Consider the following 12353-nt stretch of genomic DNA (forward strand, 5'->3'; position numbering starts at 1 on the left):
GCAATTCTCCATGGCTACAAAGAGTAGACAAAGAGTAGAAAATTTAAAGCAGACTTATGAACGTATATTCCTATACAACGATCTTCAAGCGGCTTGCAGCTTTGCACAAGCCGTACAAGAAGCGCCTGGTGCTGGGCCTTCTGGGGATGGTAGTGACCGCGGCAACCGAGCCGCTGGTTGCCTACATCTTCAAGATCCTGCTGGACAAGGGCTTTGTTCAAAAGCAGACCTTTCCGATATGGGTGGTGCCGCTAGCCGTGATCGGCGCATTCGTCGCGCGCGGCGCGTCGACTTTCCTGACCACCTATATGACCAACTGGGTATCTACCCGGGTGCTGACAACGTTGCGCCAGCAGATGTTCAATCGCATCTTGAATGTCTCGATTGATTTCCATGCCACCCATACGGTAGGCCGCGTGATCAATTCGATCATGTTTGAGGTACAGCAAATCATTGAAATGATCAGCAAGCTGTTCACCTCGATCGTACGCTGCGCTCTTACTGTTGCGGGTTTGATGGGTTACATGCTGTTCATCAGCTGGAAACTGACGATAGTCGCACTTGTCTTGATGCCTCTGATGATGCTGGTGGTGCGCACCACCGCCAAGCGCCTGAAGAAGCTCAACAAGGATTCGCTCGACGTCAACGCCCAGCTAACACAGGTGATTGAAGAAACCACCCGCGCCCAGCAAGTGATCAAGGTGTTCGGCGGCGAGGACTACGAGCGTAAGCGCTTTGCGGAGTCCGCCGAAGAGATACGCCGCTACAGCATGCGCATGACCAGCACCTTTGCCGCCACCGTGCCGGTCACGCAAATCATGATGGCTTGCGCAATGTCGGTGATGATCACGATGGGTCTGGTCCAAGCCAGTCATGGCCAGCTTACCGCCGGCGATTTCATTTCGTTCCTGGCAGCGATGATTGCTCTGCAGGTGCCGCTCAAGCAACTGGCTGAAGTGAATGGCCCGTTGCAGCGCGGAATGGCAGCGGCGGAAGCGGTATTCAAACTGATCGACAGTCGGGTCGAACGTAGCGGCGGTATCCAGCTGGAGAAGCGAGCGATGGGGAAAATTGAATTCTCCAATGTCGGCTTTTCCTATCCCGGCCAGGAAAGACCTGCCTTGAAGAACATCAACCTGGACGTCAAGCCGGGCGAAACCATCGCTTTCGTTGGCATGTCGGGTGGCGGTAAATCAACTCTGGTCAACCTGATTCCGGGTTTCTATTCGGCCACCGAAGGCCGTATTTTGCTGGACGACTTGCCGATCGAAAGCATCGCGCTGGACAGCTTGCGGGCGCAGATAGCCATGGTGAGCCAGAATGTCGTGCTGTTCAACGACACGATCGCCGCCAATATCGCCTATGGCGACAAGGCCCCTAGCCAGGAACGGATTGAAGCTGCGGCGAAGGCTGCGCATCTGGCAGAGATGATTACTTCTTTACCGGAAAGCTACGCCACCCAGGTTGGCGACAATGGTTCGCGCCTGTCAGGCGGCCAGCGCCAGAGGCTGGCGATGGCGCGCGCCATCTACAAGGATGCACCGATCTTGATTCTGGATGAAGCCACTTCGGCGCTCGACACTGAGTCCGAACGCGCGGTGCAGGCAGCGCTGGACCAACTGATGCAGGGCCGCACAACGTTTGTGATCGCCCATCGACTGTCAACCATTGAGCGCGCCAGCCGTATCGCCGTGCTGTCGAACGGCAGTATCGTGGAGATCGGGACTCACCAGGAGTTGCTGAGCAAGCAGGGGGCCTATGCGAATTTGTATCATCTCCAGTTTTCCAAGGGAGCGGTGAACGTCGAGATGTAATCCTGGCGATCTCGAGCCGCAGGCCTGAGATCAATGGCGTGCAGCATCCGGAGAATATCGTCTGCAAGACAATCAAAAAGAAAATTTCATGACAGCACAACTCGTCCCGGCCGAAAGATTAAAGACAGCAGATAAAATTCTGTTCATCGCCCATCTTGCCCTTGGTGATTTCACCTACCTGCAAAACTGCTTCCAGGCTTTTGCGCAGGCCTTTCCGCATATCAAGATCCATATCTGGGTAGACGAGGTCAGGCGCACCGACAAAGAAGCCGCATGGCCGTTTCTGAAAAAATATGCCCTGTACGACTGGTTGGCAGAATGTCCTTTCGTCGCCAAGATCTATCAGCAGACCTACAGTCCGGCCTTGTTCGAGCAATCTATCGTCGAGGCGCAACAGCAGGATTATCCGCTGGTTGTGTCATTGTCGACGCTGCGGCCGCCAATGTATGCAAAACTGGCGCGCCAGATCAGCCCGCGCGGATTTGTAGCGGGCATGCAGAAGCCGGCTGGAATTCTCGCACTGCATAAGCGCTTGGCGTATCGTAAGCTGGATGCCTCTTTCAATCCCGACGGCGTCGCCGAGCCGGGCGTGCATATCAGTGCGGTGTATGCGGCCTGGTTCAACCGCCTGTTTGGCATGGAGAGTACGCCATCCTCGCGCCTGCCCTTTGTACGGATTCCAGAGCAGTGGGACCGCTACGCGCAAGAGCAGCTGAAGCTGTGGAAATTTGAACGCGACAACGGACAATCGGTTTATCCGGCCAAGCTGATCTTCATCAATCCCTATGCCAAAACCCATAAACGCTGCTGGCCGCTGGAACGGGTGGTGGAATTGGTCTCGGCACTGAGAGCTGAGGAAGCCTATCGGGATACGCGTTTCATCGTCAACGTCGTGCCGGAGGAAATGCAGCATGCGAAAGCCTTCTTCGACGGCAAGTCGCTAGGCCGTTTGCAGCTGTTCAGTGCGCAGGACAATTTTTTTCAGTTGCCTGCCATGTTGCGGGAATGTGATCTGATTATTTCGGTCGAAACCGCTGTGATGCATCTGGCCAATGCTGTGCATGTACCAGTGATCGCCTTAATGCGCCAGAAAAATCCGGAATGGGCGCCGATCGACAAGGAACACAGCACGGTGATCACTACCGCCAACCGCAGGGATTGGGTGAAGGCGATTACCGTTAACCAGGTTATCGCTGTACTGCACCAGCAGAAATAGGCGCATTCGCGGCATCGTTGCTACGTGCCTCCTGGCGCCATTGCAAGACAATCTTGGCGACGGCGTCAGGCCTGATGTTTTCCATACAGTCGCAACTGGCGGCGTTGCTGCCCTTGCAGCCGACGCAGCTGATCGGCAAAGACAGGGCTTGCGCCCGGGTTCCCAGCGGCGCCCACCGGCCCGGGTGCATCGGGCGAGTCGGCGGGAACAAGCCGAGCGTGCGCTGCCCCAATGCCGCTGAAACGTGAAGCGGACCAGTACCGCTGGCGATCAAGCCATCTGCAGCCTTAATGAACGAACTGAGTTGGTCGAGCGTGAATTTTCCGCAAACATTGCTGACGTTCGGCTGCTGCAATAATTCTTTCGCATGTTCGGCCAGCCATTCACCTTCGGCAGGGCTGCCGGTAAGCCACATTTGTATATCCGGATAGTTACCCAGCTCTTTGGCGAGTGCCGTGTAATGTTTGATTGGCCATTCGCGCCCGTGACCATTGGACTTCGTATGGAGGATGAGATTGAACGGGTGCGCCTGGAACAGCCGGTTTATTTCCGCAACCTCGGGAATGTCGAAATCATAGAGCGAGATGATTTCAGGCAGCTGCGGAATGGTGGTCAGCCCGAAAGGGCGCAGGAATTCGAAATTGAATTGCGCCTCGTGCAATTCCGAATTGCCTTTCTTGAAGCGCACTCTACGATTGCAATACAGCATTTGATAAAGCTTGTGGCGGGCGTTGCCGATCCGGTTGCGAATGCGCGCCTTGAATGCAATTACCGCCAGGCGCTTGTTCGGCTGCGCTAGGATGATGGTGTCGACATTCGCTTTGGCAAAGTAGGCATCCGGATTATCCAGGAAGCTCTCGAGCTCCACCACGTCGTCGATACTGCGGCAATGTCTGACCACCGGGGCGGCATAGGCGCGGCACAGGAAACTTATTTTCAGCGACGGAAAGTGTTGTTTCAGATATGCCGCAATCGGCAAGGTCAGGATGACGTCGCCTATATTGTCGGTGCGGCATATTAAGACATGGGAGCTGGTTATTGCCATATGTAGATCGTTAGTACAGTACGGATGATGAATTTTTGGGCATTGTATCTTGCTGCCACGTGTATCGGTCAAGTTCTCACCGAGTGTTACTTATTGCTTGGAATTACCTTGCGGAAAGATATTTCATATACCATTTGAAGCTGTCCAGTACTTGCCCGCGCTTCATCAGGAAGCGCGAATACATACGCATCTCCTTGTAGTTTCTTGGCGCCTTGTCGAGCGCCAGGTCAGCCCAGGGCGACAACGCCTGATACTTGACGAAGAGGTCGCGCGACGCGTGCAGGCACCAATCGTTCCACGGCTTTACTGCGCCGGCAAAGTGGATGAATATGACTTCACCGATATCCCGCATCAGGCGCTTGTCCTTTTCCAGGTCATGGATCAGGTCATACAGGAAATTCCATTTGCGCGGAATGTACTGGATTTTTCCCTCAAGCACGACATTCAACGCGTCTTGGTCCGGAAAGCGGTAGTCCTTGCCGTTTTCCAGGATCGCATGGATGGTTTTCTCGGTGATTTCCTGGGCCATCCAGTTCTCGACATGCATGTACATCACGCCGGAATTGAAATACTTCTGCGACGCCAGTTGCAAAGCCGCACAGCGCCTGCGGGTGGTTTCATCCGCATCAGGCACCACGATCGCCGCGTCGCCGCCGAAATCCATAGCCAGCAGTTCGGCCATGCTGCCGACGCATAAGATATCAGCATCCAAGTACAACACCTTGTCGCATAATCCGCGCAAGGTGGAGGGAATCAGTAAACGCGTGAAGATAGTCGGCGAGTAGTAGGAGAATTGCGAGATGTGTGCGAAAGGCTTGAATACATCCGGATCGATGATATGGATATGCGTCTTCAGGTCATACATTGTTTCCAGCTTCTTGAAGCGCGTCCGGTTATCTTCGGAAAGCGAAAAGGCAAAGACGTGAAAGGTGAATGTCACGCCAGGGCTGTTGGCGATGATCGATGCAATGGTCGCACCCATGCTGCGGCAATAGTGATCGTCCACGCAAAAAGCAATGTGGAAAGAATCGTCCGTTGCCGGATTGCCAGAAGAAAGCGGTAAAGAGTTATTCATGCAAGCCTTACATAAGAATGATGTCGTACTGTTCCTGCGGATAAACCGTTTCCACCTGCAATGAAATCGGCTTGTGAATGAAATCACCCAGCATCGCCAGATGCTGGGATTCTTCTTCAAGGAACATGTCAACCACCACTTGCGACGCCAGAATACGGAATTCGCGCGGGTTGAATTGTTTGGCTTCGCGCAGCACTTCGCGCAGGATTTCGTAACAGATGGTGCGCGCGGTTTTGACCTGGCCTTTGCCGTTGCAAGCAGGGCAGGGTTCGCACAAAATATGCGCCAGCGATTCGCGGGTGCGTTTGCGCGTCATTTCCACCAGGCCCAGCGCCGAGAATTCCGAAACCGATTTCTTGGTTCTGTCGCGCAGCAAGGCCTTGTGCAACTCGGCGAGCACAGCAAGCTTGTGCTCGCTATTTTCCATGTCGATGAAATCGAGAATGATGATACCACCCAGATTGCGCAACCTGAGCTGGCGTGCAATCGCGTGTGCGGCTTCCAGATTGGTTTTAAAAATCGTGTCGTCGAAATTGCGGCCGTTGACGAAACTGCCGGTATTGACGTCGATGGTCGTCATGGCTTCCGTCTGATCGACGATCAGGTAGCCGCCCGACTTGAGCGGCACGCGCCGACTCAAGGCTTCCAGGATTTCTTCTTCTACGCCATACAGGTCGAATAGCGGCCGTTCGCCCGTGTAATGCATCAGCCGTTCGGTGACGGATGGCGTGTAACTTGCGGCGAATTCCTGCAGTTTCTGGTAATTTTCGCGCGAATCGACCTGGATCGTGGTGGTCTCGTCATTGACGAAATCGCGTAGCACGCGTTGCGCCAGGCTCAAGTCCTGATGCAGTAAGGTCGGCGCCGGTTTGGTCTTGGTTAGCAGCGTGATGGACGACCAGGTCTTGCGCAGATACTCGATATCCATCTGCAAGTCCGCATCCGGCGCGTCTTCAGCCATGGTGCGGATGATGAAACCGCCTTTTTCCTCGGGCGGCAACAGCTTTTGCACTTTGCTCTTCAGCAGTTCGCGTTCGGCTTCATTCTCGATACGTTGCGAGATGCCGATATGGCGGTCTTGCGGCAGGTACACCAGCATGCGGCCTGCGATGGAAATCTGCGTCGACAGCCGGGCGCCTTTGGTGCCTATCGGGTCTTTGACGACTTGCACCGTCAGCGACTGGCCATCGAACAGAAGCTTCTCAATCGGCGTTTGCTGGGCCGCCTGGCCGTCGTGGGCGCGGGTTTCCCAGATGTCAGCGACGTGCAGGAAGGCAGCGCGTTCAAGTCCTATATCGATAAATGCCGATTGCATGCCGGGCAGCACGCGGACTACCTTGCCCAGATAGATATTGCCGGCCAGGCCACGCGACAAGGTGCGTTCGATATGCAGCTCTTGCACAGCGCCCTGGAAAATCAGGGCGACGCGGGTTTCCTGCGGTGTGATATTGACGAGGATGTCTTCGCTCATAAAATGCGGATGCCTGCCTGTTGGAGTAATTGTGCTGTTTCGAAAAGTGGCAGTCCCATGATGCCGGAATGGCTGCCATGTATGCTTTCGATGAAAATCGCTGCCGGTCCCTGGATGCCGTAGCCGCCGGCCTTGTCATAAGGCTCGTTGGTATCGCAGTAGGCCTCGATCATGGCATCGCTCAAGCTTTGGAATAAGACATCCGAAACCTGCGTGAGTTGCCAAGATTGTTCTTGATGGATAACAGCGACGCTGGTGAGCACCTGATGAGTGCGTCCGGACAACAGTCGCAGCATCTCGACCGCTTCGCGTTTATTGGCTGGCTTGCCGAGAATCCTGCCATCGATCGTGACCGTCGTATCGGCCGCCAGGATCGGCCGCGCCGGCAAACTGCGCCACACCATCATCTGGTAAGCGGCGCGCGCTTTTTCCATAGTGACCCGGGCAACATAGGTTTGCGGCAATTCGCCCGGCAAGACGTCTTCGCTGACGTCGGGGCCGCGCGGAGTCTGGTCGCGCAACAACAGCAATTCAAAGACAACGCCGATTTGTCTTAGCAGCTCGCGCCGGCGCGGGCTTTTCGAAGCAAGATAGATTTTCTGGTAAGGGTTTTTCATTGCTGGCTTTACGGCAGATGCGTCGTCAAATGTTTCCAGCGATTATTACAGAGTTACGTGTTTGCCGGGGTGTTTTACCACCCGCCAGGCGGCGATTACACGCGATGGTAGGGATGGTTCTGGGTAATCGACCAGGCGCGGTAAAGTTGTTCGGCCAGCAGCACGCGCACCATGCCGTGCGGCAGCGTCAGGCTGGAGATGCGTAACAGGCTGTCGGCGTTCGCCTTGAACTCAGGATCCAGGCCATCGGCGCCGCCAATAATGAAGGCGACATCGCGGCCATCGCGCTGCCATTGGGTAAGTTGCTGCGACAGCTGGACGCTAGTCAGGTCCTTGCCGCGTTCATCGAGAGCGACGATGCGCACGCCTTTCGGCAAGACGGCCTCGATCCTGCTGCGCTCCAGCGCCATGGCGGAAGCGGCCGTGTTGCTGCCTGAGCGTTCGACGGGTTTGATTTCCTTGAGGACGATACGGCAATCCGGCGGCATGCGTTTCGCATACTCGCCGAAGCCGTTCTCAATCCATGCCGGCATTTTGTGGCCGACCGCAGCGATGATGAGCTGCATAAGCGATGCGATAAGAACTAGGAATGCAGCAGCTTATTCAGCCGCCTTGGTCTTTGCCGGAGCGCGCTTGACCGCTGGCTTCTTGGCAGGAGCCTTCTTTGGCGCGGCAGTCTTCTTAGGCGGCACTGAACTCTTCGATGGCGCTACCTTGATGGTTTTGCCGACTGCCTTCTTGACGCCATCGGTCTTGACCGGCTTCTTGCGCGCGGGTGCTTTTTTCGGTGTGTCGTCTTCCGGCTTCAACGCTTGCGAAGCGAGGTGGCGGGATATTTTCTTTGGCGCCTCTTCTTCTGCAGCGGTACGCGTAGAAATCCGTTTGGCAGCGCCGAACTTGACTTCCTTGTCGCCCCAGATTTCTTCCAGACGATAGTAGGCGCGGATTGCCGGCTGCATGATGTGAACCACCATATCGCCCATGTCGACCAGTACCCATTCGCCGGTGTCTTCGCCTTCGACGCTGAGAATGTTGCCGCCGTTTTCCTTGACTTTGTCACGCACTGAAGCGGCCAGTGCCTTGGTTTGACGATTGGAAGTACCGGAGGCAATCGCGATACGATCGAACAGGCCGGTCAGGTGAACCGTGTCGTAGACGCGAATGTCTTGGGCTTTGACGTCTTCGAGTGCATCGATGACGAGACTTTGTAGTTTTTTGATATCCATTTAATTCTTATAAAGATGATGTTGTTCAATATAGTCCAGTACTGCCGCCGGGACCAGCGTGTCGGGTCTTTTTGCGTTGTGCAGCGCCGCACGGATTTCTGTTGCCGAAATATCTACAGCCAGATTCTTCGCCAGATAGGTCAAACCGTGCGCGCTCTGGCGAATCTGCTCCGGGGTAGCCGCGCGGCGTGTAAATTCGCGCGTGACCTCGGCTGGAACCTGCGATGCATCCATGGCAAAACCGGGGCGTGAAGCCACGCCCAGATGGGCATAGTCAAACAGGCGGTCCCAGCCTTGCCAGGTATTCAAATGCTGCAACTGGTCGGCGCCCATCAGGAAAACGATAGACGCCTGCGGCCCGAGTTCAGCGCGCAATGCTTGCAATGTATCAATAGTATACGTTGCGGTCTGTCGCAGGATTTCCTGCTGGTCGATGACCAACGGTACGCTTTGCTGGCTAAATGCACGCTTTACCATCTCAACCCGTTGCTCCGGACTGGCTTCCAGTCCGTGTTTTTGCCAAGGGTTGCCGGCAGGAATTACCCGCAATTCATCTGGCGCCAGCAAGGTGACAAAGTATTTCGCCAGCGCCACATGACCATTGTGGACCGGATCGAAACTGCCGCCGAGAACTGCTATGCACTGCCTGGAACGTGGAGTGTGATTGGATGTCATACGGACTGCTTATCAAACCCACTCGCGATGGATCAGGAAATCGGAATATAAACGAGCTTCCGGGCTCCCTGCCGCTGGTTGCCAGTCGTAGCGCCACTTGACCACGGGCGGCATCGACATCAGGATAGACTCGGTACGTCCCCCGGATTGCAGACCGAACAAAGTGCCGCGATCATACACTAAATTGAATTCAACATAGCGTCCGCGACGATATGCCTGGAAATCCCGCTCATTTTCGCCGTAGGGCGTATCCTTGCGGCGCGCCAGGATTGGCGCATACGCCGGGATAAATGCGTTGCCGACGCTTTGCATCATGGCAAAGCTTTTTTCGAAGCCCAAGGCATTGAAATCATCGAAGAAAATGCCGCCGACGCCGCGCGGCTCCTTGCGGTGCTTCAAATAAAAATAATCGTCGCACCATTGTTTGAAGCGCGGGTAGAGCGCCGGCCCTTGCACTGTATCGCTGTCAAACGGCGTCAGCGCATCACGGCAAGTACGGTGAAAATGTTCGACATCTTCGGTAAAACCGTAATAAGGGGTGAGATCGATGCCGCCGCCAAACCACCAGACCGGCTCCTGGCCTTCGGCGCTGGCGATGAAAAAGCGCACGTTCATGTGGACGGTCGGAGCGAACGGGTTACGCGGATGCATGACCAGCGAGACGCCCATGGCCTCCCACTTGCGGCCGGCCAGTTCTGGTCGGTCAGCCGCTGCAGATGGCGGCAGGCTACTGCCCATTACGTGCGAAAAACCGACGCCACCGCGTTCCAGCACATTGCCTTCTTCGATAATCCGCGAATTGCCGCCGCCGCCTTCGGCACGTTGCCATTGATCGCTGCCGAAAGGTTTGCCGTCAATCTGTTCCAGCGCTGCAACGATGCGCGCTTGCAGATCGAGCAAGTAGGATTTGACCGCGCTGGCCGGATTGGCTGGACTATCGGGAGAGGTGTTTGAAATCATCGTGCTAAAGGAGGTATCTATCAATTTGCTAGTCTGGCAACGCTAAAAGCATAAACTGTTTATTCAAATCGGGGTCAGGGTTTTTCGTCTTGCATGACGAAAACCCCTGACCCCGACTTGTTTAGTACCGACGCAGCTAGCCGATAAACCGATCAGGCATGTTTCTTCAGTGCCCGCCAGCCGATATCGCGGCGGAACTGCGCGCCGTCGAAATGAATCAGGTCGACCACGCCGTAAGCCTGTTTCTGCGCCATCTTGACGCTGTCGCCCAGGCCCACTACGCACAGTACGCGGCCGCCGGATGTGGTCAAACGTTCGCCGGTGAGGGTGGTGCCGGCATGGAACGTCACTGTATCGGCGTTCTCCGGCGGAATCCCGGAAATCAGGTCGTCCTTGCGCGGCGCGTCCGGGTAACCGGACGCAGCCATCACCACGCCCAGCGCGGTGCGACGGTCCCATTCCAGTTCAATCGTATCCAGGGTGCCGCTGACAGCATGCTCCATTACCATCAGCAAATCGGTTTTCAGGCGCGCCATGATCGGCTGGGTTTCCGGGTCGCCCATGCGGCAGTTGAACTCCAGCGTTTTCGGATTGCCCTTGTCGTCGATCATCAGGCCAGCGTACAGGAAGCCGCTGAACGGAATACCGTCCTTGGCCATGCCTTGCACTGTCGGCGTGATGATTTCGCGCATGACGCGTGCGTGCAGCGCCGGGGTGACGATAGGGGCTGGCGAATAGGCGCCCATGCCGCCGGTGTTCGGCCCCTGGTCGTCGTCCTTGAGGCGCTTGTGATCCTGGCTGGTGGCCAGTGGCAGGATGTTCTTGCCATCGACCATGACGATAAAGCTGGCTTCTTCGCCGGCGAGGAATTCTTCGATCACTACGCGCGCGCCTGCATCGCCGAGACGATTATCGGACAGCATCATGTCGACCGCGCCGTGCGCCTCTTCCAGAGTCATGGCAACCACAACGCCCTTGCCGGCAGCCAGGCCATCGGCCTTGATGACAATCGGTGCGCCTTTTTGGTCGATGTACTGATGCGCTGCGCCGACGTCGGAGAAGGTTTGATATTCGGCAGTAGGGATGTGATGACGTTGCATGAAGGACTTGGCGAAATCCTTCGAGCTTTCCAGCTGCGCCGCTTCCTTGGTCGGGCCGAAAATCTTCAGGCCGCGGGCACGGAAAATATTCACGATGCCTGCTGCCAGCGGAGTTTCCGGACCGACCACGGTGAGCGCGACATGTTCGCGTTCAACGAAATCCGCCAGCGCCGCCGGATCGGTGATGTTGATGTTTTCCAGGCGCTGGTCGAGCGCAGTGCCACCGTTGCCGGGTGCGACGAAGACCGTTTGAATGCGCGGGGATTGGGCGATTTTCCACGCCAGGGCATGCTCGCGGCCGCCAGAGCCCACTACCAGAATTTTCATATGAGTCCGTGTATCAGTCTTCGATTACTGCGTTGCTATAAATTTCTTGTACATCGTCCAGGTTTTCCAGCGCGTCCAGCAGCTTTTGCATCTTGACGGCGTCGTCGCCGGTGAACACGGTTTCAGTCGCCGGCTTCATGATGATTTCAGCCACTTCTGCCTTGAAGCCGGCTTTTTCCAGGGCTTCCTTGAGTGCGGAAAAATCATGGGGATCCGAAATAACTTCGATGCCGCCTTCATCGTCGGTGACGACATCTTCCGCACCTGCTTCCAATGCCGCTTCCATTAAAGCGTCCTCATTGGTGCCTGGCGCGAACAGCAACTGGCCGCAATGTTTGAACATGAACGCCACAGAGCCTTCGGTGCCCATGTTGCCGCCGTATTTGGAAAAGGCGTGGCGCACTTCGGCGACCGTGCGAATTCTGTTGTCAGTCATGCAATCTACGATGATGGCGGCGCCGCCGATGCCATAGCCTTCGTAGCGCACTTCTTCGTAGTTGACGCCGTCCAGGCCGCCGCTACCGCGCTGGATGGCGCGGGTGACGTTGTCCTTGGGCATATTGGCGTCGGACGCCTTGTCGATTGCCAGTCGCAAACGCGGGTTGGCGTCAATGTCGCCGCCGCCCATACGGGCCGCAACGGTAATTTCCTTGATCAAGCGGGTCCAGATTTTGCCGCGCTTGGCGTCGGTTGCGGCCTTCTTATGCTTAATATTGGCCCATTTGCTGTGTCCAGCCATGATGGTTCTTTCTTGCTCTAGTTAGCTATAATCAAAGCGCAATTTTACCATATTGCACTTTCTTGAAATCCACTGAAATCGACCCCAA

General features: G+C 55.8%; 12 protein-coding genes. 2 read left to right on the forward strand and 10 right to left on the reverse strand.

The features are described 5' to 3' along the window. The first annotated feature begins 56 nt into the window (after positions 1-56). On the forward strand, positions 57-1814 hold the full coding sequence (gene msbA / locus LT85_RS05990) for a lipid A export permease/ATP-binding protein MsbA (protein ID WP_038486509.1): 1758 nt from the start codon (positions 57-59) through the stop codon (positions 1812-1814). An 88-nt stretch (positions 1815-1902) separates the two neighbouring features. After that, positions 1903-3030 (forward strand): glycosyltransferase family 9 protein, encoded by a 1128-nt coding sequence (locus LT85_RS05995; protein ID WP_038486511.1) that lies wholly within the window; start codon positions 1903-1905, stop codon positions 3028-3030. Here LT85_RS05995 and LT85_RS06000 read toward each other — a convergent pair. From LT85_RS06000 to LT85_RS06045, 10 genes are all read right to left on the reverse strand, one after another. Next, complete coding sequence (locus LT85_RS06000) at positions 3002-4075, reverse strand: glycosyltransferase family 9 protein (protein ID WP_038486513.1); 1074 nt, start codon at positions 4073-4075, stop codon at positions 3002-3004. The two genes, LT85_RS05995 and LT85_RS06000, sit on opposite strands and share 29 nt — an antisense overlap. Before the next feature lie 103 nt (positions 4076-4178). Continuing rightward, positions 4179-5150: a glycosyltransferase family 8 protein gene (locus tag LT85_RS06005; protein WP_038486515.1), complete on the reverse strand. Its 972-nt coding sequence runs from the start codon at positions 5148-5150 to the stop codon at positions 4179-4181. Positions 5151-5157: 7 nt separating this feature from the next. After that, a complete protein-coding gene (gene rng, locus LT85_RS06010; protein WP_038486517.1) occupies positions 5158-6621 on the reverse strand; it encodes a ribonuclease G in 1464 nt (487 codons plus the stop codon). Continuing rightward, positions 6618-7238 carry a Maf family protein gene (locus tag LT85_RS06015; RefSeq protein ID WP_038486519.1) on the reverse strand — a complete coding sequence of 207 codons (621 nt, stop codon included), beginning with the start codon at positions 7236-7238 and terminating at the stop codon, positions 6618-6620. Before LT85_RS06015 ends, rng begins: the two co-directional genes overlap by 4 nt. Positions 7239-7333: 95 nt before the next feature. Next, positions 7334-7804: a 23S rRNA (pseudouridine(1915)-N(3))-methyltransferase RlmH gene (gene rlmH, locus LT85_RS06020; protein ID WP_038486520.1), complete on the reverse strand. Its 471-nt coding sequence runs from the start codon at positions 7802-7804 to the stop codon at positions 7334-7336. Between the two features lie 33 nt (positions 7805-7837). After that, positions 7838-8464: a ribosome silencing factor gene (rsfS, locus tag LT85_RS06025; protein WP_038486522.1), complete on the reverse strand. Its 627-nt coding sequence runs from the start codon at positions 8462-8464 to the stop codon at positions 7838-7840. Next, positions 8465-9139: a nicotinate-nucleotide adenylyltransferase gene (locus LT85_RS06030; RefSeq protein ID WP_038486524.1), complete on the reverse strand. Its 675-nt coding sequence runs from the start codon at positions 9137-9139 to the stop codon at positions 8465-8467. A 12-nt stretch (positions 9140-9151) separates the two neighbouring features. Next, a complete protein-coding gene (gene hemF / locus LT85_RS06035; protein WP_038486526.1) occupies positions 9152-10099 on the reverse strand; it encodes an oxygen-dependent coproporphyrinogen oxidase in 948 nt (315 codons plus the stop codon). A 152-nt stretch (positions 10100-10251) separates the two neighbouring features. After that, positions 10252-11526, reverse strand: coding sequence for a phosphoribosylamine--glycine ligase (gene purD, locus LT85_RS06040; RefSeq protein WP_038486528.1), 1275 nt, complete (start codon positions 11524-11526; stop codon positions 10252-10254). Positions 11527-11539: 13 nt separating this feature from the next. Then, the gene (locus tag LT85_RS06045; protein ID WP_038486530.1) at positions 11540-12265 is read right to left on the reverse strand and encodes a YebC/PmpR family DNA-binding transcriptional regulator; all 726 of its coding nucleotides are present in this window, start codon (positions 12263-12265) and stop codon (positions 11540-11542) included. Between the last annotated feature and the right edge of the window lie 88 nt (positions 12266-12353).

Source organism: Collimonas arenae, from assembly GCF_000786695.1.
Taxonomy (GTDB): Bacteria; Pseudomonadota; Gammaproteobacteria; order Burkholderiales; family Burkholderiaceae_D; genus Collimonas; species Collimonas arenae_A.

Bases quoted from the DNA above. Each gene is read 5' to 3' on its own strand.
- msbA (WP_038486509.1), top strand. From the start codon at position 57: ATGAACGTATATTCCTATACAACGATCTTCAAGCGGCTTGCAGCTTTG.
- LT85_RS05995 (WP_038486511.1), top strand. From the start codon at position 1,903: ATGACAGCACAACTCGTCCCGGCCGAAAGATTAAAGACAGCAGATAAA.
- LT85_RS06000 (WP_038486513.1), bottom strand. From the start codon at position 4,075: ATGGCAATAACCAGCTCCCATGTCTTAATATGCCGCACCGACAATATA.
- LT85_RS06005 (WP_038486515.1), bottom strand. From the start codon at position 5,150: ATGAATAACTCTTTACCGCTTTCTTCTGGCAATCCGGCAACGGACGAT.
- rng (WP_038486517.1), bottom strand. From the start codon at position 6,621: ATGAGCGAAGACATCCTCGTCAATATCACACCGCAGGAAACCCGCGTC.
- LT85_RS06015 (WP_038486519.1), bottom strand. From the start codon at position 7,238: ATGAAAAACCCTTACCAGAAAATCTATCTTGCTTCGAAAAGCCCGCGC.
- rlmH (WP_038486520.1), bottom strand. From the start codon at position 7,804: ATGCAGCTCATCATCGCTGCGGTCGGCCACAAAATGCCGGCATGGATT.
- rsfS (WP_038486522.1), bottom strand. From the start codon at position 8,464: ATGGATATCAAAAAACTACAAAGTCTCGTCATCGATGCACTCGAAGAC.
- LT85_RS06030 (WP_038486524.1), bottom strand. From the start codon at position 9,139: ATGACATCCAATCACACTCCACGTTCCAGGCAGTGCATAGCAGTTCTC.
- hemF (WP_038486526.1), bottom strand. From the start codon at position 10,099: ATGATTTCAAACACCTCTCCCGATAGTCCAGCCAATCCGGCCAGCGCG.
- purD (WP_038486528.1), bottom strand. From the start codon at position 11,526: ATGAAAATTCTGGTAGTGGGCTCTGGCGGCCGCGAGCATGCCCTGGCG.
- LT85_RS06045 (WP_038486530.1), bottom strand. From the start codon at position 12,265: ATGGCTGGACACAGCAAATGGGCCAATATTAAGCATAAGAAGGCCGCA.